Raw genomic sequence first — 25620 nt, 5'->3', positions numbered from 1 at the left:
TATTATGGCATTATCAAGAACTGATAGAAGACAGCGTCTTCGTTATAGAATCAGAAAAACTATTTCTGGTACTGCAACAACACCAAGGCTTGCTGTTTTTAGAAGCAACAAAGAAATATACGCTCAAGTAATCGACGATGTAAATGGGGTAACTCTAGCATCAGCCTCGTCAAGAGACAAAGAGATTGCAAAAGCAAAGGGTAATAAAACTGAGATCGCTACACTAGTAGGTAAGGCAGTTGCTGAAAAAGCAACAAAAGCTGGTGTTGAAAAAGTAGCGTTCGATAGAGGTGGTTACTTGTATCACGGTAGAGTTAAATCATTAGCAGACGGTGCAAGAGAGGCCGGATTAAAATTCTAAGAATTATGTTTCAGAAATATAAAAGTGCAGAGACAGTAAAACCGGGCGGACTTGAATTAAAAGATCGTTTAGTTGGTGTACAACGTGTAACCAAAGTAACTAAAGGTGGTCGTGCATTCGGTTTCTCAGCAATCGTTGTGGTTGGTGATGAAAACGGTGTAGTAGGTCACGGTCTAGGTAAATCTAAAGAAGTTGCTGAAGCAATTTCTAAAGCAGTTGAAGATGCTAAGAAAAACCTAGTACGTATTCCTTTAGTAAAAGGAACAGTACCACACGAACAAAAAGGTAAATTTGGTGGTGCACGTGTATTTATCAAGCCTGCTTCTCCTGGTACAGGAGTAATTGCTGGTGGTGCCGTTCGTGCGGTATTAGAAGCAGTAGGTGTACATGATGTACTTTCAAAATCACAAGGTTCATCAAACCCGCATAATGTGGTAAAAGCAACTTTCGATGCTTTATTACAGTTAAGAGATGCTCGTACGATTGCTAAGCAACGTGGTATTTCAGTAGAAAAAGTATTTAACGCTTAAGACTAAGAATAGAGATGGCAAAGATCAAGGTAAAGCAAGTAAAAAGCGGAATCGGACGTCCTCAGAATCAAAAGAGAACGTTAGAGGCTTTAGGTTTGCGTAAAATTGGCCAAGTAGTAGAGCATGACAACACGCCTAACATTCTTGGTATGGTAAGAACAGTTAATCATCTAGTTTCTGTTGAAGAAACTAAATAATAATATAGAGTTATGAATTTAAGTAACTTAAAACCAGCTGCAGGTTCAGTAAAAAATGCTGGAAAACGAGTAGGTCGTGGTCAAGGCTCTGGAAAAGGTGGTACCGCTACACGTGGTCACAAAGGTGCTAAGTCACGTTCAGGTTATTCTCGTAAAATCGGTTTTGAAGGTGGTCAAATGCCTTTACAACGTCGAGTGCCTAAGTTTGGTTTTACCAACATTAACAGAAAAGAGTACACAGGTATCAATTTAGATCGTTTACAAGAAGCGGTAGATGCAGGTGTAATCAAAGATGTTGTGAACATGGACGTATTGGTTGAAAACCGTATGGCTGGTAAAAATGACTTGGTTAAGATTTTAGGAAGAGGTGAATTAAAAGCTTCTTTAAAAATAACCGTACATAAATTTACTGCTACAGCAAAAGCTGCTATCGAAAAAGCAGGCGGAGAAGCTGTAACATTGTAATTGATCGTTTAGAATGAAGAAATTAGTAGAAACTATATCAAACATCTGGAAGATTGAAGAACTACGTAATCGTATTATGATTACGTTGGGTCTTTTACTAGTATACCGTTTCGGTACGCGAGTAGCACTTCCTGGTGTTGATAGCTCTCTTTTAGGGTCGGCTTTTAGTGATAACTTTGATGGTGGTATTGGTGGATTGCTTAATGCATTTACTGGTGGTGCCTTATCAAATGTATCTGTATTCGCATTAGGTATTATGCCATACATTTCTGCGTCGATTGTGGTGCAGTTAATGGGTATTGCTATACCTTATTTGCAAAAGCTACAAAAAGAGGGTGAAAGTGGTCGTAAAAAGATCAATCAAATAACACGTTGGTTAACCATTGGTATCTGTTTGGTACAAGCGCCTTCATACTTATTAAGTCTTGGTACTTTAGGAGTTGACGAAAGTGCATTCATTATGGGTCGTGGTTTAGATTGGTTGATTCCATCAGTATTAATTCTTGTAACCGGTTGTGTTTTTGCAATGTGGTTAGGAGAAAAAATTACTGATAAAGGTATTGGTAATGGTATTTCTATCTTAATTATGGTAGGTATTATTGCGACACTTCCACAGTTCTTCGTTCAAGAAGTTGTTGCTAGATTAGGTGCTGGTAACGGCGGATGGATGCTTGTACTAATTGAAGTAGTAGTATGGTTGATCATTATTTTGTTAAGTGTATTGTTGGTAATGGCGGTTCGCCAAATACCAGTACAATATGCGCGTCGTACTGCTTCAGGTGGTTATGAGCGCAATGTAATGGGAAGCCGTCAATACATTCCACTAAAATTAAATGCATCAGGTGTAATGCCAATTATCTTTGCACAAGCAATTATGTTTGTTCCTGGATTAATCGGTAGTGCATCTTTCTTAAAAGATTCTAATGTTGGTCAATGGTTACAAACCAACTTTGGTAATAATATGTTTGGTTTCTGGTACAACCTTGTGTTTGCTTTATTAATAATTGTGTTTACATATTTCTATACTGCAATTACGGTACCTACAAACAAAATGGCTGATGATCTTAAACGCAGCGGTGGTTTTATTCCTGGTATTCGTCCGGGTACTGAAACTTCTGAGTATCTAGATAAGATCATGTCTCAAATTACACTGCCAGGTTCGATATTTTTAGCAGCTATTGCTATTTTTCCTGCCTTTGCGGTTAATTTAATGGGAGTGCAGCCTAACTGGGGACTATTTTATGGTGGTACCTCATTATTAATCATGGTTGGAGTTGCAATCGATACCATGCAGCAGGTTAATGCATATTTGCTTAATCGCCACTATGATGGTTTGATGAAAACCGGAAAAAATAGAAAAGTAGTTGCATAATTATGGCTAAACAAGCAGCAATAGAACAAGACGGAACGATTATCGAAGCATTGTCAAACGCAATGTTTCGTGTCGAACTAGAAAACGGTCACGTAGTAACCGCTCACATTTCTGGTAAAATGCGTATGCATTACATTAAGTTGTTACCAGGTGATAAGGTGAAATTGGAAATGAGTCCATACGACTTGACCAAAGCAAGAATTACTTATAGATACTAATAAAGATATTAGATTTTAGATAATCGTATTTCTAAAATCATAAATAGACAACGATGAAAGTAAGAGCATCAGTAAAAAAGAGAAGTCCCGAGTGCAAGATTGTGCGTCGTAAGGGAAGATTGTACGTAATTAATAAAAAGAATCCTAGATTTAAACAAAGACAAGGGTAAGTTATGGCTAGAATCGCAGGAGTAGATGTACCAAAGCAAAAAAGAGGGGTTATCGCATTAACCTACATCTTTGGTATCGGAAAAAGCAGAGCGCAAGAGATCTTGAAAGCTGCAAAAGTAGATGAAAGTACTAAAGTATCAGATTGGTCGGATGACGAAATTGGTCGTATTCGTGAAGCTGTAGGTACTTATACCATCGAAGGTGAATTACGTTCAGAAGTTCAGTTAAACATCAAACGTTTAATGGATATTGGTTGTTACCGTGGTATTCGCCACCGTTCTGGTCTTCCATTACGTGGTCAGCGTACCAAAAACAACTCACGTACAAGAAAAGGTAAGCGTAAAACGGTTGCTAACAAGAAAAAAGCAACTAAATAATAAGTAGTAGTTATGGCAAAGTCAGCAGCAAAAAAACGTAAAGTGGTTATTGAGTCAGTTGGTCAGGCATATGTTACTGCTTCATTCAATAACATCATTGTATCACTTACCAACAAAAAAGGTGATGTAATTTCTTGGTCATCTGCCGGTAAAATGGGTTTCCGTGGTTCTAAAAAGAACACACCATACGCAGCGCAGTTAGCAGCCGAAGATTGTGCAAAAGTAGCACACGAAGCTGGACTAAGAAAAGTAAAAGTATATGTAAAAGGTCCTGGTAACGGTCGTGAATCGGCAATTAGAACCTTACACAATAATGGTATTGAGGTAACTGAGATTATCGATGTTACTCCATTACCACACAATGGTTGTCGTCCACCAAAAAGACGTCGAGTTTAATTAAGTATAAATCGAAGTGGAACTAGGTTATCGAAGGAAAGAGACCTTAATTCATAACCCCACTTTTTAAATTTTAGAAATGGCAAGATATACTGGTCCAAAAACTAAAATCGCTCGTAAATTTGGCGAAGCGATCTTCGGAGACGATAAGTCGTTCGAAAAAAGAAATTACCCTCCAGGGCAGCACGGTAACAACCGTCGTCGTGGAAAAAAATCTGAGTACGCTGTTCAGTTAATGGAAAAGCAAAAAGCAAAATACACTTATGGTATTTTAGAGCGTCAATTCCGCAATTTGTTCGAAAAAGCAAAGCGTAGTAATGACGTAACCGGTGAGGTATTATTGCAACTTTGTGAGCGTCGTCTAGACAACGTAGTATACCGTATGGGTATCTCTAAGTCAAGACGTGGTGCTCGTCAGTTAGTATCGCACAGACACATTACGGTTAATGGTAACTTGGTAAACATTCCATCATACTCATTAAAACCTGGTGATGTTGTTGCTGTAAGAGAAAAATCAAAATCGTTAGTGGCTATTGAAGATGCTTTACAATCAAACAGTAGCGTTTACGAATGGATTACTTGGAATTCTGAAAAGAAAGAAGGAACGTTTGTTACTATTCCTCAGCGTCTTCAAATTCCAGAAAACATTAAAGAGCAACTAATCGTCGAATTGTATTCTAAATAATAATTTACCACAACTAAATTATGGCATTACTAAATTTTCAAAAGCCGGATAAGGTTATCATGATCGATTCATCTGAATTCGAAGGAAAATTCGAATTCCGTCCACTTGAACCTGGATATGGATTGACAGTTGGTAACGCTCTGCGAAGAGTGCTGTTATCATCACTTGAAGGATTTGCAATCACCTCAATCCGTATGGATAAGGTAGATCACGAATTTTCAACGATTGATGGTGTGGTAGAAGATGTAACAGAAATCATCCTTAATCTGAAACAAGTTCGTTTCAAGCGTCAAATCGAAGATGTTGACAACGAAGCAGTAGCTATTTCAGTAACAGGAAAAGAGCAGTTAACTGCTGGAGATTTCCAGAAGTTCATCTCAGGTTTTCAAGTACTAAATCCAGACTTGGTTATCTGTAATATGGAACCTTCTGTAAACATCAATATGGACATTACTATCGAGAAAGGTCGTGGTTATGTTCCTGCTGAAGAGAACAAAAAGTCAAGTTCGCCAATCGGTACTATTGCAATCGATTCTATTTACACTCCAATTAAGAATGTAAAGTACAGCATCGAGAATTACCGTGTTGAGCAAAAAACTGACTACGAAAAATTGGTTTTCGAAATCGTTTCTGACGGATCTATCCATCCTAAGGATGCATTAACCGAAGCTGCTAAAACACTTATTCACCACTTCATGTTGTTCTCTGATGAGCGCATTACTCTTGAAGCGGATGAAATCGCTCAGACTGAGACTTATGATGAAGAGTCATTACATATGCGTCAACTTCTTAAAACAAAGTTGATTGATATGGATCTTTCAGTACGTGCATTAAACTGTTTAAAGGCTGCTGAAGTTGATACATTGGGTGACCTAGTATCTTTCAACAAGAACGATTTAATGAAATTCAGAAACTTTGGTAAAAAATCATTAACTGAGCTTGAAGAGCTAGTAAATGTAAAAGGACTAAACTTCGGTATGGACCTTACCAAATATAAATTAGACAAGGATTAACGTATAGATTACAGAAGTTAGATTTTAATATCTAACATCTAAAATCTCATATCTAACGAAGATGAGACACGGAAAGAAATTTAATCATTTAGGTCGTAAAACAGCGCATAGAAAAGCGATGTTGGCCAATATGGCTTGTTCATTAATTGAGCACAAGCGCATAAATACAACAGTGGCGAAAGCAAAGGCATTAAAGCAATTTGTAGAGCCGCTAGTTACAAAATCTAAAGAAGACACTACGCACAACCGTCGTATAGTATTTAGTTACTTAAGACAAAAAGAAGCTGTTGGTGAACTTTTTAGAGAAGTAGCAACAAAGGTTGGCGATCGCCCAGGGGGATACACACGTATCATTAAAATGGGAAATCGTTTAGGTGATAACGCTTCAATGGCAATGATCGAGTTGGTAGACTTTAACGAGACCTACACGTCTGGAACACCCGCTAAGAAGAAATCACGTCGTAGCCGTTCTAAGAAAAAAGCTGATGCTCCTGTCGCGGTTGAAGAGACAGTAGAAGAAGTAAAAGCAGAAGTTGAAGAAACTGCAACTGAGGCGAAAGCAGAAGCTGTAGAAGAAACGAAAGCTGAAGAAGCTCCAGCAGAAGAGCCTAAAGCAGACGACAACGCTGAAGAAACGAAAGAGTAATGAACATTATTCGTTAATATCAAAAAGGATAAGCTTTTAAGTTTATCCTTTTTTTTATGTTTTTTTGTAACCGAAAACGGTTAATGTTTAAAAATAAATTGCAGCTCGTGTATTGACGAGATTTTTGAATACAAATTGAAATAGAATAAAACAGCACAACAAGATGAAGTACCAATCAAGAAAAAAAGCCCTTATTTTATTAGCCGATGGCACCATTTTTCACGGTAAAGCTGTGGGAGAAACAGAAGGTAGCGCATTCGGTGAAGTTTGTTTTAATACCGGTATGACGGGATATCAAGAAATATTCACCGATCCATCCTACTACGGTCAGTTAATGGTTACGACCAATGCACATATTGGTAACTATGGTACCAAAGAGGAAGAGTCTCAATCAGATTCTGTTAAGATCGCAGGATTAATATGCCGTAATTTTAGTTATCAATATTCTAGAGAACAGGCCGACGATTCATTGGAGAATTTTCTAGCAAAATCCAATCTAATAGCCATTTCTGATGTCGACACCCGTGCCTTGGTAAGTCATATTCGTGACAATGGTGCTATGAACGGTGTTATTACCACAGAAGTCGAGAAGCTGGATGAACTAAAAAAGCAATTGGCGGCAGTTCCGAATATGGACGGACTAGAATTGGCTTCTAAAGTATCAACTAAAGAACCGTATTATTTTGGTGATGAGAATTCGAATTATAAAGTTGCCGCTTTAGATATTGGTATCAAAAAGAATATTCTAAGAAATATAGCAAGTCGCGGGGCGTACGTAAAAGTATTTCCATACGACACTAAGTTCGAAGATATGGCAGCATGGAATCCTGACGGGTATTTCTTATCAAACGGTCCTGGTGACCCTGAGCCATTAAAAAGTGCCATTGGCGTTGCTAAACAAATCATTGAAAAAGATAAACCTTTATTCGGTATCTGTTTAGGGCATCAAGTGATCGCTTTAGCAAACGGAGTGTCTACTTATAAAATGCACAACGGTCACCGCGGGATTAATCATCCAGTTAAAAATTTACTTACAGGTAAAGGAGAGATTACTTCACAAAATCATGGTTTTGCTGTAAATCGTGAAGAAGCTGAATCCAATACCGAACTTGAAGTGACCCATGTTCATTTAAATGATGATACGGTAGCTGGAATTAAAATGAAAAATAAGAATTGTTTCTCGGTACAATACCATCCAGAGGCAAGCCCAGGACCAAATGATTCGCTGTATTTGTTCGATCAGTTTATTGAGAATATCGCCAAGGCGAATTAGAAATAGTAGTTTAGCGACTACAGACAGACCTACAAGATTTTTAAAAACCTTGTAGGTCTTTTTTTGTTCAAATATTTCAATTTCCCTTACTTTAGTGATACAAAATTTCCGTTTTCGAATGCCAGTAAATGCTATTGACTATCTAAAAAATCCATATCCATATTATTATTCTAGTATTAGAAAGGTCATAGCGATATTGTTACTAATTTCAGCTTTAAGCTTTTTGTTTAGTTACGTGTTTGAGCCTTTTGAGGTGAATAGAGCAGAACATAAAATCGACTATTTCTGGATTTGTGTTATTCATTCCGTAGTGCCACTGCTATTAGGAATTGTATTTTTTTCAGTACTCAATAATCTTATAAAAGAAGAGACTGACTGGTCGATTGGAAAAGAGGCTCTGTGGATATCGATCTACCTTTTTTTGGTGGGAATTGGTAGTTTTTTGATACGTGATGTTATCTATGACAAACCAGATAATTGGTCTTCACGTTATTTTTTTGAAGAGATACGAAACACATTTCTGGTGGGAATTTTAATTGTTGCAGTCGTGTTACCTCTTAATTTAGAAAGGTTATTATCGAAATATAAGAAAAAAGCTAAAGGTATTAATCTGAACAGTTCGGCAGAACCGAAGGAGGTTCTAGTAACAATTAAAACTCCGCTTAAATCAGAGTACTTTGATCTGAAATTATCAGATTTCGTTTTCGCGAAAGTAGATGGAAATTACACCGATATTTTTTTGAGAAATGAAACAGGTGCCAATAGAACGATGGTTCGTATATCACTTAAGGAACTGGAAAACCAGCTTAAAGATTACGTACATATTATAAAAACACATCGCTCTTTTCTTGTAAATAGTAATTACATTAATTCGGTTTCCGGCAATGCTCAAGGTTATATGTTATCATTGTCTGGTGTAAAAGATAAAATTCCCGTGTCACGTGCTAATATTCGATTTTTTGATACAACAATATCGAGGAGAAATTAATTTCAGTCCATGAAAGGCCTTATTGGCTAAGTTTCTTTTCTTTGTTCTTTATAACATCCCTTTGTCATTGGTAACATTAGTCACTAGGATGTTAGTTGTAGGACTATGTTTGTTCTCTAAATATCAATTTTATTTAGCAATGAACATAAAAGAAAGACGCTACGATTTAGATTGGTGGAGGGTGATTTCAATCTTCGCTGTTTATCTTCATCATATAGGAATGCCATTTAACGGAGATGATTTTCATATCATGAATAATGAATCTAGTAAGCTGCTAGATGATATTATGGTATTTTTTGAACAGTTTAGATTACCCATACTTTTCCTGATTTCCGGTGTCGGAACGGTTTATGCTTTTCAAAGACGAAATTGGATTCATTTTATTAAGGAGAGATCCTATCGATTATTAATACCCTTAATTTTTGGCGTATTGATCATCGTTCCTCCTCAAACATTTTTCGAGAATTACGAGTCATTCAATTCGTATCTGGATGTTTATAGTAAAGAGCATTTTAAATTGAAGGCAAATCACCTATGGTTTCTAGAAAACTTATTTTTTCTGTCAATTCTGTGTATACCAATAATTTTGTTTTTCAAATCAACACGATTTAAAACAATGTTAGGATGGGTAGAAAAAACAACCTCTACAAAACTCGGCATGTTTCTGTGGGTAATTCCTTTAGTATTGATCAGAATAATTTCGAAAAAATACTTCCCGTCTGATTCCAAAGATATTACCAACCTGTCCTCAACATTGTTTTACGGATATTTTTTCATCGCCGGTATCTTGATAAATCAATCCGACTTGATTTGGAGTAACTTAAAGAATTACAGGAGGCATAACTTAAAACTTAGCATGTTTAGTATTATAGTTTTCTATGGGTACTATTTTTTTCCTGAAGGTTGGGTGCCAGAAAATGTTAGTAATAAGCTATTATGGGATATTTGGTATACCGTTTCAGTACTTTTAAGTTGGTCTTTAATTATAACTGCACTTGGTTATGGGCAAGTATTCTTTAATCGAAAAAGCAATTTGTTGCCATTGCTTAATCAGGCAGCATATCCTTTCTATATACTGCATCAAACAGTCATTGTTGTACTAGCGTATTATATAGTGCAGTTGAATCTTTCAATTTTGTTTAAAATAGCGCTGCTTCTAATAAGTACATTATCTGTTACGATAGTGATTTATCGGTTCGTGATTTATCCCTTTAAAATCGCTCGTTTTTTATTTGGGGTAAAATCCAAAAGCTCGGCGATTTAAAATATAGATTCTATCTGCGAGGTTTCTATTTGGAAGTCTTATTTTTTATGTTCATATTATATTTCAATTACCAATCAGATGCAACTCAACACCAACTCAAAAGTCAAAGAAATTTTCGATCACTACCCTGAGAACGTCCAGGCGAAAATGAATCATCTAAGAGCATTAGTCCTCGAAGTTGCTGCTTCTATTGATGGTTTAAATTCAATTGAAGAGACATTAAAATGGAATGAACCAAGTTACTTAACCATGAACGGAAGTACTTTACGAATGGATTGGAAACAAAAATCTCCCGATCAATATGCAATGTATTTTAGCTGTTCGACAAAGTTGGTTCCGACTTTTAGAAAAATATACAAGGGTGTATTTAATTTTGAAGGGAATAGGGCAATCGTTTTTAAGTTGAATGAACAAATTCCTGAAACCGAATTAAAACATTGCATTCAATTGGCGCTTACTTATCATAAAGTAAAAAATGAAGTGTTATTAGGGGCTTAATTCAATATGGTTGCATTATCAATTTCCCATTTTTTATAATTGTTTTTTAATTATTCATCATTAATTAATTTCCTAAAACGTTATCGCCACATTTCCGCACGGTTTCGTGTATAAATGAGCGTTGAAATTTATCGGTTTCGTATCTTTGATTTTCTAAAATTAGGTAACCAATAAAAACTACGAAATGAGTATCATTATTAATGTACATGCACGACAAATTCTAGATTCACGAGGTAACCCAACTGTAGAGGTTGATGTAATGACTGAAAATGGAGTGCTAGGTCGTGCTGCTGTTCCTTCAGGAGCTTCTACAGGAGAACATGAGGCAGTAGAGCTTCGTGACGGTGGTAAAAACTACATGGGGAAAGGAGTGCTTACTGCAGTCAAAAATGTAAACGAGATACTTGCTGAGGAATTAATTGGTTATTCTGTTTTCGAACAAAACCTAATCGATCAAACAATGATTGATGTTGATGGTACTCCAAACAAGTCAAAACTAGGAGCCAACGCCATTTTAGGTGTTTCGTTGGCGGTTGCTAAAGCAGCTGCAAATGAGTTAGGAATGCCATTATATCGCTATGTTGGTGGGGTTAGTGCTAATACACTTCCAGTGCCAATGATGAATATTATTAACGGCGGCTCACATAGTGATGCACCAATCGCATTTCAAGAGTTTATGGTAATGCCAGTTAAAGCTGAAAACTTTACCCATGCGATGCAAATGGGAACTGAGATTTTCCATAACCTTAAAAAGGTATTGCATGATCGTGGTTTAAGTACAGCAGTTGGTGATGAAGGAGGTTTCGCACCAACATTAGACGGAACTGAAGATGCACTAGACACGATTGCACTTGCTGTTGATAAGGCTGGTTATAAATTAGGTGATGATGTAATGATTGCCTTAGATTGCGCAGCTGCTGAATTCTTTGTAGATGGTAAGTACGACTACACAAAATTTGAAGGTGATAAAGGAGCGGTTAGAACATCAGAAGAACAAGCACAATATTTAGCTGACCTAAGTGCAAAATATCCTATTATCTCTATCGAGGACGGAATGGATGAAAATGACTGGGATGGTTGGAAAGCACTAACTGATAAAGTTGGTGATAAAGTGCAATTAGTAGGTGATGATTTATTTGTTACCAATGTTGAGCGTTTAAGTCGAGGTATCGAGAATGGTATTGCAAATTCAATTTTGATTAAAGTAAATCAAATCGGTACTTTAACCGAGACAATTTCAGCAGTGAATATGGCGCATAATGCCGGTTATACATCGGTTATGTCGCACCGTTCGGGTGAAACGGAAGATAACACTATTGCTGATCTTGCTGTCGCTCTAAATACAGGGCAAATTAAAACAGGTTCTGCTTCCCGTTCAGATCGTATGGCAAAATACAATCAGTTATTAAGAATAGAAGAAGAATTAGGAAGTGTTGCTTACTTTCCGCAGCAAAACGCTTTTAAAGTAAAATAATACAAGTGTCACTTCGAGTGATCTCGATAGCTATCGAGATTGTATCGAGAAGCTTTATGAATTAGTTATTTTCAAAAAAGCGCAATAATTCAAAAAAATCCACCAAACTCATTGTAAGTTTAGGTGGATTTTTTTGTCAAATATTTAAGCGTTTCAAGACGCGCTTAACTTTATAAATCGCAAAGGTTTTCGTAATTTCGTATTCCTTTTAAAAACACACAATTTTATATGTCAAATACAGCTACTTTAGAAATAGGTGGAAACAAATATGAATTTCCTATAATTGAAGGATCAGAAGGGGAGAAAGCCATCGATATCAAGACGCTTCGCGGTGCTACTGGTGGGGTTATTACCATTGATCCTGGTTATAAAAATACAGGTTCATGTGAAAGTGGAATCACCTTTCTAGATGGCGAAAAAGGTATTTTGAGATATCGAGGATACTCAATCGAAGATCTTGCTGAAAAAGCGGACTTTTTGGAGGTTGTGTATCTATTGATTTTTGGTGAGTTACCAACAAAAGAACAACATGATAAATTTCATGCCGACATAAAAGATAAGGCAATTGTTGATGAAGAGGTAAAGAAAATTCTAGATGGTTTTCCAAAATCAGCACATCCAATGGGTGTATTGTCATCTTTAACGAGTGCACTAACTGCTTTTAATCCATCATCAGTTAACGTTGATTCGGAAGAAGATTTGTACCGTTCTATTGTAAAAATACTAGGAAAGTTTCCTGTCTTAGTAGCATGGACAATGCGCAAAAAGCAAGGACTTCCTTTAGATTATGGTGATAACTCATTGGGTTATGTAGAGAATATTTTGAAAATGATGTTCCGCAAGCCAAATGAAGAGTATACAATGAATCCAATTTTAGTAAATGCATTAGACAAATTACTAATCTTACATGCTGACCATGAGCAAAACTGTTCTACTTCTACTGTACGAATCGTGGGTTCATCACATGCGGGATTATTTGCCTCAATTTCTGCTGGAATCTCTGCCCTATGGGGGCCACTTCATGGTGGAGCTAACCAAGCTGTTTTAGAAATGTTAGAGGCTATTAGAGAAGATGGCGGTGATACTAAAAAATACATGGCGAAAGCTAAAGATAAGTCAGACCCTTTTAGACTTATGGGCTTTGGTCATAGAGTTTATAAAAACTTCGACCCTAGAGCGAAGATCATAAAAGTTGCTGCAGACGAAGTACTAGGCGACTTAGGCGTTGAAGATCCTATTTTGGATATTGCGAAAGGATTGGAACAAGAAGCTTTAAAAGACGAGTATTTTGTACAACGTAAGTTGTATCCTAATGTCGATTTTTATTCTGGGATTATTTACCGAGCAATGGGAATTCCGACAGAGATGTTTACTGTAATGTTCGCACTAGGTCGCTTACCAGGTTGGATTGCCCAATGGAGAGAAATGCGCCAACGTAAAGAGCCTATCGGAAGACCTCGTCAAGTTTATATCGGTGAGAACTACCGTAACTTCGTTTCATTGGAAAAGAGATAAAATCAATTTAAATAGTATAAAGCGATACTTAGCTAAGTATCGCTTTTCTTTTTTAAGCAATACAACATGCTACAACTTCATGTAAATGACGAAACTTCGCGCCTTAGGGCTGTTGTTTTAGGTACTGCAAAAAGTAATGGTCCAACTCCTAAGATAGAGGATGCTTATGACCCCAAATCAGCACTGCACATAAAACAGGGGACGTATCCTGCAGAAGAGGATATGGTAAGAGAAATGGAAGCAGTTGCTGCCGTTTTTAGGAAGTATGATGTGGTAATTCATCGACCAGAAGTGATTGAAAATTACAATCAGATTTTTGCTCGCGACATTGCTTTTGTTATCGAGGATAAATTTATAAAGTCGAATATTTTACCGGATCGCGAACGTGAAATCCATGCTATTGATTATTTAATAAATCAGATAGATCCTGAAAAAGTAATTACCCTTCCTGAGGAAGCCCATGTCGAAGGTGGTGATGTAATGCCTTATCATGATTACATTTTTGTTGGAACATATACAGGAGATGACTATCCTGATTATATTACAGCGAGAACTAATATTCAAGCAGTGAATGCTTTGAAGGAACTGTTTCCAAACAAGAAGGTAAAAGCGTTTGAGCTCCGTAAATCAAATACTGATGCTAAAAACAATGCCTTGCATTTAGATTGCTGTTTTCAGCCGGTCGGGAAGGATATGGCAATTATTCATAAAAACGGATTCCTAATAGAGGAGGAGTACAATTGGTTAGTTGATCTTTTTGGTAAGGATAAAGTTTTTGAAATTACCAAGGATGAAATGTATCATATGAATAGTAACATCTTTTCAATCGCACCCGATGTGGTGATTTCGGAAAAAGGTTTTACAAGGCTTAATGCCTGGTTGAGAGCTAATGGTATCACAGTAGAAGAGGTGCCCTATGCCGAAATCTCAAAACAAGAAGGCCTATTGCGCTGCAGTACCATGCCATTAATTAGGGATAAAAATTAGACTTTTATTTTCACCTTCATATCAATAAATACGATTTTACGAACTAATTTTGCTGCCAGAAAACAGAAATTTCTAGTGATGTTAGTTCTAATGATTTTTGATTGAACAATAGTGAAATCAAAAATTGTGTCGAGAATAGTTTCGAAGTCTGTATTGTGATTCAAAAAAAGAGAATAGAACAGGTAGAAAAGAGCCAAGAACTACAATACAGCGTTTACAAATCTATTAACAAGGCAACTCAGTAATCCAATAACTACAAACGAAACCCAATGAGACAAGTAACCAACACCATCTTAATGGTACGACCGGCCAATTTCAGATCTAATGAACAAACGGCTGTCAATAATTATTATCAAAAGTCACTTGACCATATTGCGCCAGATGAATTATTGTCTAAAGCTGTAGGTGAGTTTGATGCGTTTGTAAAAAAACTTAGAGATGTTGGTGTAAATGTTGTAGTAATTGAAGGTGATAAAAATACAGATACACCAGACGCGCACTTCCCTAATAATTGGATTTCTTTTCATGAAAAAGGCACTGTGGCGGTCTATCCTATGTTTGCAGAAAATAGGAGGTCAGAACGCAGAGAAGATGTTTTTGAAGTGCTAGAAAAGGATGGATTTAAAATTGAAAGTATTGTCGATTATACTAGCGCAGAGGATGAAGAAGTCTTTTTAGAGGGAACAGGAAGTTTACTGTTGGACCGAGTAAACAGAAAAGCCTATTGTGCTTTGTCACCAAGAGCGGATGAAGAATTACTCATTGAGTTTTGTGAAGATTTTGAATATACTCCGGTTGTTTTTACTGCCAATCAGACATTTAATGGTGAGCGAAGTCCCATTTATCATACCAATGTGATGATGTGTTTGGGGGAGGATTTTTGTGTGATTTGTCTAGATAGTATTGATGATAAAAAAGAGCGTAAAAACGTATTGGCCCATTTAAGAGAGGATAAAAAGGAAGTCATTGAAATATCAGAAGAACAGGTGCTGCACTTTGCAGGTAATATGCTTCAAGTAGAAGGTGATGATGGGAAACCTTACTTGGTAATGAGCGAGGCTGCGCATAAAAGTTTAACACCATTACAAATAGCCACCATCGAGAAATACTGCGAAATTTTATCAAGTTCTTTAAACACAATTGAAACTTGCGGAGGGGGAAGCGCACGTTGCATGATGGCCGAGGTTTTTCTTCCGAGAAAATAATGCTATCTTTCTACCATGCTTTCTAAGAAAACCAAATACGGATTAAAGGCTTTAACGTATATTGCCAAAAAAGAAGATAAAAGTCCCGTACTTATTTCTGAGATTGCTGAGAATGAGAATATCTCAAGAAAGTTTTTGGAAACTATCCTTTTATTATTGAAAAATACAGGTTTTCTCGCTTCAAAAATGGGCAAAGGTGGCGGTTACTATCTTATTAAAGATCCGAAAGAGATTACACTAGCGTCTCTTATCAGAATATTAGAAGGGCCCATTGCGATGCTACCTTGTGTGAGCCTAAATTTCTATGAAAAATGCGCTGATTGCCCGGATGAAGCGGCGTGCTCATTGCATAAACTTATGATCGAAGTTCGAGATAATACACTAAATGTACTAGAGAATAAAACACTTCACGATTTAACATTCGATTAAAAAAATTTAACTCATAAATCTACTAATCCGATAGATTAATAGTATATTTGAGCCTTTATTAAAACCATGCTATTAAATGATACTTGATATTTTACGACCAGATCAATCTAAACAGACATCAGACAGTCCGAAAATATCGCTTCTTAAGACAATTTCTTGGCGCATTATTGGCACTTTAGATACTATGATAATATCATATTTGCTAACTGGAGATATGAAGATTGCTTTTGGTATTGGGGGTATTGAAGTCGTATCAAAAATGGTCTTGTATTATTTTCATGAGCGTATCTGGAATAAAGTAAAAAGACATTAAAAGGGCAATATGAATATTGAAAATATCAACACATTATTTCGGGATAAATCAATTAATGAAGTAATTGAGTTTGCAAATTCGTCAGGCAAAAAACTGGTAATTACCACCAATTTTAGACCTTATGAAGTAGCAATTTTACACGCAGTTACCAATGTTATACCAGAAATAGATGTGATTTGGTGCGATACAGGTTATAATACTCCTCAAACGTATAAGCATGCCGAGTATTTGATTGATCGATTAAATCTTAATATAGATTTATATGTTCCTAAACAAACGTCTGCTCATCGCGATGCGGTAATGGGAATTCCCGATATAGATTCACCGCTTCATGGCGAGTTTACAAATCAAGTAAAGCTTGAGCCTTTTAAAAGAGCGATGGCAAAACATCAGCCAGATATTTGGTTTACTAATCTGAGAAAAGGACAAACGGCATTAAGAGATTCACTAGATATTTTTTCTCAGGGAAAGGATGGTGTACTAAAAGTAAGTCCATTTTATCATTGGACGGATACACAATTAGATGCGTATATATCTGAGCATGATTTACCGAATGAGTTTAAATATTATGATCCAACCAAAGTGTTGGAAAATAGAGAATGCGGTTTGCACAGCAATACTATTTCAAATTAAAAAGATATGGCAGTACAAAACAGTCATTTACAGACATTAGAAGACGAAAGTATTTACATACTTCGAGAGGTTGCAGCTCAATTTCAAAATCCCGCCTTACTTTTTTCCGGCGGAAAAGATTCCATTACCATGGCTCATCTCGCTAAGAAGGCTTTCTACCCTGCTAAAATCCCTTTTACATTTTTACATGTCGATACTGGACACAATTTTCCTGAGACGATTGAATTTCGGGATGCATATATTAAAAAGTTAGGCGTTAAGCTCGAAGTACGATATGTACAGGATGCGATTGATCAGAATAAAGTAAAAGAAGAAAGTGGAAAATATGCCAGCAGAAATTCACTTCAAACAGTAACTTTGTTAGATGCAATTGAAGAACTCGGTTTTGATGCTTGTTTAGGAGGTGCGCGTCGTGATGAGGAAAAATCAAGAGCGAAAGAGCGTATTTTTTCAGTGCGTGATGATTTTGGCCAGTGGGACGCCAAAAAGCAACGACCTGAATTATTTCAAATATTAAATGGGAAAATTGAATTTGGTGAAAATGTCAGAGCATTTCCTATTAGCAACTGGACTGAAGAAGATATTTGGAGTTACATTCTTCAAGAAAATTTAGAATTACCAAGCATCTATTTTGCGCATAAGCGTAGGTTGGTGAAACGGGATGGCGCTTTTCTAGCGCTTTCTGATTACCTCAATTTGGTTGATACAGATGAGATTATAGAAGATGTAGTACGCTTTCGAACGGTTGGCGATATGACCTGTACAGCTGCACTACCATCAACTGCGAATACAGTCAAATTAGTTTTAGATGAAAACAAAGCTTCAAAGCACTCCGAAAGAGGTGCACGTATAGACGATCAACGAAGCGAGTCAGCATTAGAACAACGAAAAAAAGACGGATATTTTTAATAAAAGACTAATGTCACATCGAGTGATTTCAATTGACTGGAAGGGAAATTGAAATTGTATCGAGATGCATGGGGAGTGGAGATTTTAAATTATCTATAGAAACAGACAGTAAATGGATTTACTAAGAATAAGTACGGCAGGAAGTGTAGACGATGGTAAAAGTACCTTGATCGGTCGACTTTTATACGATACCGATGCATTAACTAAGGAGCAGGAAGCGCTTATTGAGAAAAAGACAGCTGAAAAAGGCTTAGCCGATCTTGATTTTTCGGTGATTACCGATGGATTAATTGCAGAGCGAGAGCAGGGCATTACTATCGATGTAGCCCATATTTATTTCTCAACAAATAAGCGTAAGTTCATAATTGCTGATAGCCCTGGGCATGTTGAATACACCAGAAATATGGTTACTGGTGCATCTAATGCTGAGGTTTCTATTATTCTGATTGATGCTCGGAAAGGACTATTAGAACAGAGCTATCGCCATTTTTTCATTAGCCAATTGTTACGATTACATACTGTTGTTTTTTGTATCAACAAAATGGACCTTGTTGACTACAGTGAAGATGTATTTTTAAAAATCGCCGCAGATATACAACGAATGACTGCATCCTTCGAACATAGTAATCCGAACATTGAAATTATCCCGATTAGTTCATTAAAAGGTGATAATGTTGTTAATCATTCTAGCAATACAGCTTGGTATCAAGGCGAAACATTAAATAGTGTCTTGCATCAGATAGAATCAGAACAAGATATAGTTACAGCGTTTAGAATGGATGTACAAAACGTACTGCATGTTCAAAATAATGAGTTTGTTGACTACCGTGGCTATTCTGGTCGCGTAGCTAGCGGGACCATTACATTAGGAGATGAAGTGATGGTCTATCCTTCTCAAAAAAATGCGATTGTAACCGAAATACGGAAAGATATCAATCTTTTGGAAAATGCAGCTACAGGAGATTCTGTTAGCATTTCTCTAGATAGGGAAATTGATATTAGCCGTGGATCTATCATCACAAAAAATAACGAGGCAATACCAATAACAGAAAAGAGTATTAAGGCAAAATTGGTTTGGTTAGAAGAAGATCAGGCTGCAATAGGTTCAAAATTTTTGTTACAAGCAGGGAGTAAGACCGTACAAGTAAGACTAGAACAAATACACGCAATAATTCCACCAGAAAACCCATCAAATTTGCAGGAAGCTTCAAGTCTTAAACTAAATGATATTGCAATTACCAGTTTAAAACTAGCAAGCCCCATTTTCTTAGATCATTATGCAGTTAATAAAAATAATGGCGCATTCATTTTGATCAATCCACGGACAAATAATACCTGTGCTGTTGGTTTTGTGGAATAGAACAAAACAAGATTTCTTTGCTTTGAAATTTTATGTCTTGTAGTTTTTTGCACTCACTTAGGTGTTGACTAAGCGCTTGTGTGTCAAAAATAGGACTTCTTCCTTTTTATTTTGGTAGCATTCGTAGAAGCCTTATTTTTCCTGAAAATTAGGTAGCTCTCAAATGTTATTCAACTCGCTTGACTTTATTTTCTTTTTCCCTATAGCAGTTGTGGTTTACTACTTATTTCCCCATAAACACAGATGGGCTTGGTTGCTAGGATGTAGTTATTACTTCTATATGCAATGGGATGTCACCTTGGTTTTCTTATTAATTGCATCGACGCTTATTGATTATGCATTAGGAATAAAAATGCATAGGACAGCTCATAAACAAAGGAGAAAGTGGTATTTAATGCTGAGCGTTTTGGCCAATGTAGGAATGCTTTTCTTCTTTAAATACCTTGGGTTTTTTAGCGAATCTGTTAGCCAAATAATGGCATATTTTGGGCAAGTAGATACAAATACAGTTACAGCTTCAACTTCTGCTTATGGAAACATTTTGCTCCCTGTAGGTATTAGTTTTTATACATTTCAAACACTTAGTTACAGTATTGATATTTATCGAGGAAAAATCGAACCAGAACACCATCTAGGAAAGTATGCACTTTACGTGGCATTTTTCCCTCAACTGGTTGCTGGTCCAATCGAGAGAGCTTCGCGTTTACTACCCCAATTCCATAAAAAAATAGAAATAGATATTGAGGCTATTCGCAAAGGAATAATCCTAATGAGTTGGGGGTTTTTTTTAAAAATGGTTGTGGCCGATAGGCTAGGGGTGTATGTAGATTACGCCCATGGCAATCCAGCAGGAACTCCTGGAATACCATTGTTTCTGGCAATGTACTTTTTTGGTTTTCAAATTTATTATGACTTTTCAGCCTACTCCATTATTGCTGTTGGAGCAGCTAAAGTCTTGGGTTTCGATTTGATGAATAATTTTAATAGACCATTCTTTTCTACTAGTGCGGCCCAATTTTGGCAACGATGGCATCGATCATTAATGCACTGGTTAAGGGATTATTTATATCGTCCTTTAGTTAGGGACTTTAAATTAAAAGCATTTCTGGCCGTTTTTGTCGTATTCTTCATAAACGGACTGTGGCATGGTGCCAACTGGACTTTTGTAGTATGGGGTGTGTTATGTGGATTGTTTTTGTTATTTGAACAAGGAACAAACAAGCTGCGAAATCGGATTTTAGATAAGTCACCAATTCCGATTTCTAAACATATTAGGCAATTTTTATGGGGATTTGTTACACTACATTACTTAGCTTTTACAATGATCTTTTTCCGATCAAGCTCTATTTACAATGCATTAGTTTATATTAAGAGTATGTTTGATATTCGAGCTTTTTACTTTAATATCACTAATGATATTGTCGAGATTATTATTTCGATATTGCTAATACTCTTGGTTCAAGCAATTCATTTTTACAAAGGAAATGATAAAATTTATGAGCTGTTTTCATCAAAGAAAATAGCAATACGCTGGAGTTTATATGTAGTTTGTATTGCTGCAATGGTATTACTTGCATTTAATAGACAAAATAGTTTTATATATTTTCAATTTTAATGAAACTATCTAAATTCATATTTAAACTGACGGGGCTGCTTATCATTTTATTGGCCTTATACTTTTGTTGCAGTTATTTCATTATTGATAGATATGTAGATCGCTATTATCACAAATTTAGGTATCCAGCGGGAAGTATGGTAGTTGGTTTATCTCGTTCTAATTTTGGGATTTCTCCTGAAGTATTAGATCAAGAATTTGGAGATGATGAGATTGCGAAACCAGTCCTTAATTTCTCATTTGAATTATATAGATCGCCTTACGGATCGGTTTATAAAAAGGATATTGAGAATAAGATAGCTGAAGGGACGACAAATGGTGTATTTATAGTATCAGTGTCTCCGGGAAGTTTTTTAATCCCAATTAACTCTAGTGAAGATGATGTAGATAAGCTTGACGAAGATACCATGCTTGGTAAGATGGATTATGTTAATGTTGATCCCAATTTTGAATACATGGTTAAATGTTATGCAAATCCATTATATAAGGGTATTGTTTTCTGGCCGAAAAATGACGTGGTTGTAACCCACGATAATGGCTGGATAGAATTTAGGGAAGGAACCAGTACCTATGAAATCACTGAGAAGATGGTAGATAAATGGAGTGAAGAGACCTTAATATCATATAAGAAAATACTTGTAGGACAAAAAATTTCGATTGCTCGATTGAAAGCTTTTGAGGATACAGTTTTAATGCTAAAAGAATACGGAAAGGTGTATGTGGTTCGTACGCCAGTTTTAAAAGATGTTTTAGATTTTGAAACGGAGTTTTGGCCCGAAATGAATAGTCAAATCGATTCAATTGCTAATAAAGTAAATGTACCTTATTGGGATTATACTAAGGATCATTCAAGCTATACATATTACGACGGATCGCATTTGTTTTCTAAAAGTGCAGAAATGTTCACTAGACAACTTGCTATGGATATTAAGAAGAAATAACTACCTGCGATTCTGTTTTACTTTGAAATAAGTTCAGTATTTAAAGTACTCATGGTGCTTGTAACAACACCATTTTGTTGGACCTCCAATAACAGCTGATACGTTTCACTTTTTTCTGGAATTATAATACTTATGTTTGGTCCCGTGCCAAGGATCTTCGAAGCGATTGCTGCTTGCGGTCCAGCCATTTTGACCATGCTCCATTGATAGTTAATACGACCCGGTAGGTCCTTTCCATATACCCAATTACCATCATCTTTTAAAAACATAGCCCTGTAGGCCAGTTGATTACCTGCATACGTTGGTTTTGCATATTTAAGGATATGGGGCTGTAATAAATGAGAAGTCCTAGTATCGATATCAACTCCGCTCCATTTGTTTTGTAAAACAATAGCTGTCGGTTTTGCCAATCCTTTTTGGTTGTATAATCCGTCAAAACTTAATCGGTTATTTTCAAACTGATCTTGCCAGTTAGTAATGCACACATTTTCATCAACTAAGTCGCTTTCTAGCATTTTATTGACTGAAATACTGCTAAGGTAATATGTCATTTTATTTTTTTTAAAATAAGATACAATGGCAGCAATATTTTTTGAATCATCATTAATACGTAATGCATAATTAACCGAAGAAGGTAATTTGGCAGTCATTTTTTCTAATTGGTACAAAGTGCGGTCATTTACTTCAATATCTATAAAAATAGGTCTGTCGTCAATCACATTAATTTTTGAAATAAGATCACGAGCCCAATTTAAATATGCCATTTGTTGATGCTGTAAAACCGGCTTATCAAAGACACCATACAAATTTTTAAAAACATCATTCCCAATATTCCAACTAATGATATGTTCGTCGTTCTTATAATACTTTACTGTTTTAGTAATCTTTTTGCTTAGTGCATCTAGTGTCGACTTATCTGCTATGAAGTCAATATCCTGTTCAATCCAAAAACTATAAATAACATCAAGATCTTGCTCTGCACTAATGCTAAGAACGTTTTTGTCATAGATTCCTGGACCAAAGTACTGCAAAGTGTTTATCCCTAAAGATTTCATTTTAGTAAAATCTTCAATCAAGTTTATTCTATTTAATACATAGTGATCCTTATACCAATTGCTTCCTTTTTTGTAGTTAACTCCCTTTATTGGTTTGGTGAAAATAGACTGATCAATCTTACTTTGACTCCTTAAAGTGTTAAAAACCAATTCATCATAGGTGTATGATGGAATATTGTTAGTAGTAAATTGAGCATTATGTCCACCAAAGTTTTCAATATCCCATTTTAATACATCGGCTGACAAAGCATCAGGCACATTCGTGTCTACATTGCTATTAAAATAGACAAGAGCATTAATCTCATCATGCTCATTTTTAATTGTAGAAAGGGCATCGCTTATCCACCTATTCTTATATTCTTCAGAACCAAGCGAGCCAAATTCAGCAATCATTATTGGCGCGTTGGTGGTATACTTTAATTCAGTTTTGAAATGGTCGTATAAGTCTTCGAAAGAATTGTTTTCATAGTTAAGGACAGTAAGCCCTACCCAATCAATGTATTCCTTTCCTGGAAAATAATCGGCTATTGCATCTGCTTTCCAAGGATTCCAAACCCAAATAGCATTGGTGACATTAAGCTCTGAGAATTTATTGTGGACGTACCGCCATGCTTGCCTAAACTCTCCAGCAGTATTTTTTCCTTTTGGCGACCATGGATAAGCGGGGTTATCAAATTCATGTGCGAAACGAAGAAATAGCGGTTTTTTGGAAGCCTTTATTTTCAAGGCAAAACTAGTTATATAATCGTCAAAAAAACCTTCGTTAATATGCTTGAAGATTTTCTGATTATTTTTTAATTGATCAATACTGTCGCTTATTTGAAAAGTACTGGCCCAAGGCTCCCATGTGATCATAGGGATACTTTGATTATCATAAATAGATGAAACCAATTTCTCTGGAAATTGTTCATCATCACCCCATGCAAGATAAAGTGAATGAATATCGAAATGAGTTTGTTGAGATTCCTCTATCGCGCTGATGGTTTCAATATTCGATAAACCGTCATTTTTTGTAGGAAGAAAAATACCGGTGTAATTTGGCTTTAAACTAAATTGTTTGTCCGCTTTAACTCCATCCCATTGTGTGTATTGATGGTATTTTAGTAATCCGCCAGATAGTAACAAAGCGCCCACCAAAATTGGCACAGCGAACCTTCTTGAAATATCATATAAGATGTGTCTTGTATTCCACAATCTGATTTTAATGTTCAATTTAACATTCTGATACTTTTTCTGAAAAGCGTTTGCGTTGGGGCCAGCATATTTACCAACTTCATGTCGCGCCAAATAGACCGAAAATAACATGAAAAACGTATTCAATAATGCGAAGCCGGACATGAAGACATTAAATGGAGTCCAATCTATAGATAACCCATAGTTGATTGCAAAAATAGAGGCCGCGGCAATAATTAAATTTGGAAAAACGATAGGCCAGTTATTTTGATCTGAATCGTCCTTTGGTGTTGGTAAATAAGGTATTTTTTTTCTTATAATGGTATAGAAAAGTCCCAAACAATACACCCACCAAGTGCTTATTTGTAATAATCCACCTATTATATGATATCCGCGTTCTCTTTCGTTCATAACCCAACGTTGTACATATGATCTTATAAGAAGAACACTAAAAACTAATGGGAGAATAATAATACCAAACATGACCATATTACCTTTCCACGGATACGTACAAGTAAGTAAAGAGATTATTGGAATAAGAAAATTGATTAAGTATATAATGCCTATGAGATAATGAAACGGAATAAGACCATAATGTAATTTTTGTCGAAGGCTAAGCTTTCTGAATATTTTAGGATAGGTAGTTACCAATAATTCTAAGGTACCTCTCGACCATTTTAATTGTTGTTTGTAATAAGCGGTTATATTTGATGGTACAAGGCCTAAGGTGAAAACCTTTGGTACATAGATCGATTTCCAACCTTTAGCATGCAGCTTCATTGCGGTATGCATATCTTCAGAAAGTCCAGCTGCATGCCCACCAATTGAATCTAAGGCAGCACGCCTAAAAACGCAATTTGCTCCAATGGCATTTACGGTACCGTATGAATTCATGCACATCATCATCGGGCCATAAAACTGAAATGTTTGCTGGGCTGCTCCTTTGGCTACATAAGACTCATTTAGGTTAGAGTATGCCTGTACTGTTTGTACATAACCAAGCTCTGAATTTTCAAAATGAGGTAGTACCTGATCTAAAAAATTAGGTTGCGGCATATGATCAGGATCGAGAATAAGACAAATTTCTCCAGTTGCTTGCTTTAATGCATTGTTAATGTTTCCAGCTTTAGCGTCAATTCTGTTATCACGAGTTACATGAATAACACCCAACCGTTTGCATTGTTCTTTTAAAAAAGGATCATTGGCTTCATCACACAAATAAGTCGTATGTGGATAAGGCATTTTTTGAATAGCAGTCAGCGTATCGATGATCATGTCATAGGGTTCTCCTGGAAAGAAAGTCGTGAGTACATCGACAGTAAATTTCTTATTGCCATTGGGTTCATCAGGAACAGAAATATCCCAATAGTGATACCATTCATAAATAACCTTAGAATACGAATATGCCATCGTAATTACTAGAATGATATACACCGGTTTATACCCGATTAAATCTGGGTTTAAGAACCAATAAAAAAAATTGATTGTAGTAAGAACCCCAACAATGATTAAGAATCGCAATGCGCGCACTTGTTTTTTTGTAGGGGCTTGTACCAT

28 protein-coding genes are annotated in these 25620 nt (G+C 36.2%); 27 read left to right on the top strand and 1 reads right to left on the bottom strand.

Going from position 1 to position 25620, the window contains the following annotated elements; all coding sequences use genetic code 11:
* Nucleotides 1–4: 4 nt before the first annotated feature.
* From rplR to GWK10_RS03015, 27 genes are all read left to right on the top strand, one after another.
* On the top strand, nucleotides 5–361 hold the full coding sequence (gene rplR, locus GWK10_RS03145; protein ID WP_164029436.1) for a 50S ribosomal protein L18: 357 nt from the start codon (nucleotides 5–7) through the stop codon (nucleotides 359–361).
* A gap of 5 nt (nucleotides 362–366) precedes the next feature.
* Nucleotides 367–891, top strand: a complete 525-nt coding sequence (gene rpsE, locus GWK10_RS03140) for a 30S ribosomal protein S5 (RefSeq protein ID WP_164029435.1) — start codon at nucleotides 367–369, stop codon at nucleotides 889–891.
* 14 nt (nucleotides 892–905) lie between these two features.
* A complete protein-coding gene (rpmD, locus tag GWK10_RS03135) occupies nucleotides 906–1088 on the top strand; it encodes a 50S ribosomal protein L30 (protein WP_164029434.1) in 183 nt (60 codons plus the stop codon).
* 12 nt (nucleotides 1089–1100) lie between these two features.
* Nucleotides 1101–1553 carry a 50S ribosomal protein L15 gene (gene rplO, locus GWK10_RS03130; RefSeq protein ID WP_164029433.1) on the top strand — a complete coding sequence of 151 codons (453 nt, stop codon included), beginning with the start codon at nucleotides 1101–1103 and terminating at the stop codon, nucleotides 1551–1553.
* 13 nt (nucleotides 1554–1566) lie between these two features.
* Nucleotides 1567–2925, top strand: coding sequence for a preprotein translocase subunit SecY (gene secY, locus GWK10_RS03125; RefSeq protein WP_164029432.1), 1359 nt, complete (start codon nucleotides 1567–1569; stop codon nucleotides 2923–2925).
* Between the two features lie 2 nt (nucleotides 2926–2927).
* The gene (gene infA, locus GWK10_RS03120) at nucleotides 2928–3143 is read left to right on the top strand and encodes a translation initiation factor IF-1 (protein WP_011710675.1); all 216 of its coding nucleotides are present in this window, start codon (nucleotides 2928–2930) and stop codon (nucleotides 3141–3143) included.
* A gap of 53 nt (nucleotides 3144–3196) precedes the next feature.
* A complete protein-coding gene (gene ykgO / locus GWK10_RS03115) occupies nucleotides 3197–3313 on the top strand; it encodes a type B 50S ribosomal protein L36 (protein WP_008992256.1) in 117 nt (38 codons plus the stop codon).
* A gap of 3 nt (nucleotides 3314–3316) precedes the next feature.
* Nucleotides 3317–3691 carry a 30S ribosomal protein S13 gene (gene rpsM, locus GWK10_RS03110; RefSeq protein ID WP_164029431.1) on the top strand — a complete coding sequence of 125 codons (375 nt, stop codon included), beginning with the start codon at nucleotides 3317–3319 and terminating at the stop codon, nucleotides 3689–3691.
* 12 nt (nucleotides 3692–3703) lie between these two features.
* The gene (gene rpsK / locus GWK10_RS03105) at nucleotides 3704–4087 is read left to right on the top strand and encodes a 30S ribosomal protein S11 (RefSeq protein WP_164029430.1); all 384 of its coding nucleotides are present in this window, start codon (nucleotides 3704–3706) and stop codon (nucleotides 4085–4087) included.
* Nucleotides 4088–4166: 79 nt separating this feature from the next.
* On the top strand, nucleotides 4167–4772 hold the full coding sequence (gene rpsD, locus GWK10_RS03100) for a 30S ribosomal protein S4 (RefSeq protein WP_164029429.1): 606 nt from the start codon (nucleotides 4167–4169) through the stop codon (nucleotides 4770–4772).
* Between the two features lie 20 nt (nucleotides 4773–4792).
* Nucleotides 4793–5785 carry a DNA-directed RNA polymerase subunit alpha gene (locus GWK10_RS03095; RefSeq protein ID WP_164029428.1) on the top strand — a complete coding sequence of 331 codons (993 nt, stop codon included), beginning with the start codon at nucleotides 4793–4795 and terminating at the stop codon, nucleotides 5783–5785.
* A 61-nt stretch (nucleotides 5786–5846) separates the two neighbouring features.
* Nucleotides 5847–6431 (top strand): 50S ribosomal protein L17, encoded by a 585-nt coding sequence (gene rplQ, locus GWK10_RS03090; RefSeq protein WP_164029427.1) that lies wholly within the window; start codon nucleotides 5847–5849, stop codon nucleotides 6429–6431.
* A gap of 163 nt (nucleotides 6432–6594) precedes the next feature.
* Entirely contained in the window at nucleotides 6595–7704 is a 1110-nt protein-coding gene (carA, locus tag GWK10_RS03085; protein ID WP_164029426.1) for a glutamine-hydrolyzing carbamoyl-phosphate synthase small subunit, read from the top strand.
* A gap of 118 nt (nucleotides 7705–7822) precedes the next feature.
* Entirely contained in the window at nucleotides 7823–8692 is an 870-nt protein-coding gene (locus GWK10_RS03080) for a LytR/AlgR family response regulator transcription factor (protein WP_164029425.1), read from the top strand.
* A 139-nt stretch (nucleotides 8693–8831) separates the two neighbouring features.
* Nucleotides 8832–9956, top strand: coding sequence for an acyltransferase family protein (locus tag GWK10_RS03075; protein WP_164029424.1), 1125 nt, complete (start codon nucleotides 8832–8834; stop codon nucleotides 9954–9956).
* 78 nt (nucleotides 9957–10034) lie between these two features.
* Nucleotides 10035–10454 carry a DUF1801 domain-containing protein gene (locus GWK10_RS03070; protein WP_164029423.1) on the top strand — a complete coding sequence of 140 codons (420 nt, stop codon included), beginning with the start codon at nucleotides 10035–10037 and terminating at the stop codon, nucleotides 10452–10454.
* A 184-nt stretch (nucleotides 10455–10638) separates the two neighbouring features.
* Nucleotides 10639–11928, top strand: a complete 1290-nt coding sequence (gene eno, locus GWK10_RS03065) for a phosphopyruvate hydratase (RefSeq protein ID WP_164029422.1) — start codon at nucleotides 10639–10641, stop codon at nucleotides 11926–11928.
* 228 nt (nucleotides 11929–12156) lie between these two features.
* Nucleotides 12157–13443 carry a citrate synthase gene (locus GWK10_RS03060; RefSeq protein WP_164029421.1) on the top strand — a complete coding sequence of 429 codons (1287 nt, stop codon included), beginning with the start codon at nucleotides 12157–12159 and terminating at the stop codon, nucleotides 13441–13443.
* Between the two features lie 66 nt (nucleotides 13444–13509).
* Entirely contained in the window at nucleotides 13510–14430 is a 921-nt protein-coding gene (locus tag GWK10_RS03055) for a dimethylarginine dimethylaminohydrolase family protein (RefSeq protein WP_164029420.1), read from the top strand.
* Between the two features lie 269 nt (nucleotides 14431–14699).
* Nucleotides 14700–15635, top strand: coding sequence for a citrulline utilization hydrolase CtlX (gene ctlX, locus GWK10_RS03050; protein WP_164029419.1), 936 nt, complete (start codon nucleotides 14700–14702; stop codon nucleotides 15633–15635).
* Between the two features lie 15 nt (nucleotides 15636–15650).
* Entirely contained in the window at nucleotides 15651–16064 is a 414-nt protein-coding gene (locus GWK10_RS03045) for an RrF2 family transcriptional regulator (RefSeq protein ID WP_164029418.1), read from the top strand.
* Nucleotides 16065–16140: 76 nt separating this feature from the next.
* Nucleotides 16141–16377, top strand: a complete 237-nt coding sequence (locus tag GWK10_RS03040) for a DUF2061 domain-containing protein (protein ID WP_164029417.1) — start codon at nucleotides 16141–16143, stop codon at nucleotides 16375–16377.
* A gap of 9 nt (nucleotides 16378–16386) precedes the next feature.
* Entirely contained in the window at nucleotides 16387–17010 is a 624-nt protein-coding gene (locus tag GWK10_RS03035) for a phosphoadenosine phosphosulfate reductase domain-containing protein (protein WP_164029416.1), read from the top strand.
* A 6-nt stretch (nucleotides 17011–17016) separates the two neighbouring features.
* Complete coding sequence (cysD, locus tag GWK10_RS03030; RefSeq protein ID WP_164029415.1) at nucleotides 17017–17919, top strand: sulfate adenylyltransferase subunit CysD; 903 nt, start codon at nucleotides 17017–17019, stop codon at nucleotides 17917–17919.
* 112 nt (nucleotides 17920–18031) lie between these two features.
* Entirely contained in the window at nucleotides 18032–19279 is a 1248-nt protein-coding gene (locus GWK10_RS03025) for a sulfate adenylyltransferase subunit 1 (protein ID WP_164029414.1), read from the top strand.
* 163 nt (nucleotides 19280–19442) lie between these two features.
* Complete coding sequence (locus tag GWK10_RS03020) at nucleotides 19443–20894, top strand: MBOAT family O-acyltransferase (RefSeq protein WP_164029413.1); 1452 nt, start codon at nucleotides 19443–19445, stop codon at nucleotides 20892–20894.
* Entirely contained in the window at nucleotides 20894–21835 is a 942-nt protein-coding gene (locus GWK10_RS03015) for a hypothetical protein (RefSeq protein WP_164029412.1), read from the top strand. The genes GWK10_RS03020 and GWK10_RS03015 overlap by 1 nt, the downstream gene beginning before the upstream one ends.
* Nucleotides 21836–21852: 17 nt before the next feature.
* On the opposite strand, the gene GWK10_RS03010 is transcribed toward GWK10_RS03015, so the two are convergent.
* Nucleotides 21853–25620 (bottom strand): glycosyltransferase family 2 protein, encoded by a 3768-nt coding sequence (locus GWK10_RS03010; protein ID WP_164029411.1) that lies wholly within the window; start codon nucleotides 25618–25620, stop codon nucleotides 21853–21855.

It is taken from the genome of Spongiivirga citrea (assembly GCF_010671565.1).
In the GTDB taxonomy this organism is placed as follows: Bacteria; Bacteroidota; Bacteroidia; order Flavobacteriales; family Flavobacteriaceae; genus Spongiivirga; species Spongiivirga citrea.
The sequence above is the reverse complement of the archived record's forward strand: the minus strand, read 5'-3'. Positions and strand labels throughout refer to the sequence as shown.

Bases quoted from the DNA above. Each gene is read 5' to 3' on its own strand.
- GWK10_RS03095 (WP_164029428.1), top strand. From the start codon at position 4,793: ATGGCATTACTAAATTTTCAAAAGCCGGATAAGGTTATCATGATCGAT.
- carA (WP_164029426.1), top strand. From the start codon at position 6,595: ATGAAGTACCAATCAAGAAAAAAAGCCCTTATTTTATTAGCCGATGGC.
- rplR (WP_164029436.1), top strand. From the start codon at position 5: ATGGCATTATCAAGAACTGATAGAAGACAGCGTCTTCGTTATAGAATC.
- ctlX (WP_164029419.1), top strand. From the start codon at position 14,700: ATGAGACAAGTAACCAACACCATCTTAATGGTACGACCGGCCAATTTC.
- rpsE (WP_164029435.1), top strand. From the start codon at position 367: ATGTTTCAGAAATATAAAAGTGCAGAGACAGTAAAACCGGGCGGACTT.
- GWK10_RS03080 (WP_164029425.1), top strand. From the start codon at position 7,823: ATGCCAGTAAATGCTATTGACTATCTAAAAAATCCATATCCATATTAT.
- GWK10_RS03075 (WP_164029424.1), top strand. From the start codon at position 8,832: ATGAACATAAAAGAAAGACGCTACGATTTAGATTGGTGGAGGGTGATT.
- rplO (WP_164029433.1), top strand. From the start codon at position 1,101: ATGAATTTAAGTAACTTAAAACCAGCTGCAGGTTCAGTAAAAAATGCT.
- rpsK (WP_164029430.1), top strand. From the start codon at position 3,704: ATGGCAAAGTCAGCAGCAAAAAAACGTAAAGTGGTTATTGAGTCAGTT.
- GWK10_RS03025 (WP_164029414.1), top strand. From the start codon at position 18,032: ATGGATTTACTAAGAATAAGTACGGCAGGAAGTGTAGACGATGGTAAA.
- eno (WP_164029422.1), top strand. From the start codon at position 10,639: ATGAGTATCATTATTAATGTACATGCACGACAAATTCTAGATTCACGA.
- GWK10_RS03015 (WP_164029412.1), top strand. From the start codon at position 20,894: ATGAAACTATCTAAATTCATATTTAAACTGACGGGGCTGCTTATCATT.
- GWK10_RS03060 (WP_164029421.1), top strand. From the start codon at position 12,157: ATGTCAAATACAGCTACTTTAGAAATAGGTGGAAACAAATATGAATTT.
- secY (WP_164029432.1), top strand. From the start codon at position 1,567: ATGAAGAAATTAGTAGAAACTATATCAAACATCTGGAAGATTGAAGAA.
- rpmD (WP_164029434.1), top strand. From the start codon at position 906: ATGGCAAAGATCAAGGTAAAGCAAGTAAAAAGCGGAATCGGACGTCCT.
- GWK10_RS03035 (WP_164029416.1), top strand. From the start codon at position 16,387: ATGAATATTGAAAATATCAACACATTATTTCGGGATAAATCAATTAAT.
- GWK10_RS03045 (WP_164029418.1), top strand. From the start codon at position 15,651: ATGCTTTCTAAGAAAACCAAATACGGATTAAAGGCTTTAACGTATATT.
- infA (WP_011710675.1), top strand. From the start codon at position 2,928: ATGGCTAAACAAGCAGCAATAGAACAAGACGGAACGATTATCGAAGCA.
- GWK10_RS03010 (WP_164029411.1), bottom strand. From the start codon at position 25,620: ATGGTACAAGCCCCTACAAAAAAACAAGTGCGCGCATTGCGATTCTTA.
- GWK10_RS03055 (WP_164029420.1), top strand. From the start codon at position 13,510: ATGCTACAACTTCATGTAAATGACGAAACTTCGCGCCTTAGGGCTGTT.
- rpsD (WP_164029429.1), top strand. From the start codon at position 4,167: ATGGCAAGATATACTGGTCCAAAAACTAAAATCGCTCGTAAATTTGGC.
- cysD (WP_164029415.1), top strand. From the start codon at position 17,017: ATGGCAGTACAAAACAGTCATTTACAGACATTAGAAGACGAAAGTATT.
- GWK10_RS03020 (WP_164029413.1), top strand. From the start codon at position 19,443: ATGTTATTCAACTCGCTTGACTTTATTTTCTTTTTCCCTATAGCAGTT.
- ykgO (WP_008992256.1), top strand. From the start codon at position 3,197: ATGAAAGTAAGAGCATCAGTAAAAAAGAGAAGTCCCGAGTGCAAGATT.
- rplQ (WP_164029427.1), top strand. From the start codon at position 5,847: ATGAGACACGGAAAGAAATTTAATCATTTAGGTCGTAAAACAGCGCAT.
- GWK10_RS03040 (WP_164029417.1), top strand. From the start codon at position 16,141: ATGATACTTGATATTTTACGACCAGATCAATCTAAACAGACATCAGAC.
- GWK10_RS03070 (WP_164029423.1), top strand. From the start codon at position 10,035: ATGCAACTCAACACCAACTCAAAAGTCAAAGAAATTTTCGATCACTAC.
- rpsM (WP_164029431.1), top strand. From the start codon at position 3,317: ATGGCTAGAATCGCAGGAGTAGATGTACCAAAGCAAAAAAGAGGGGTT.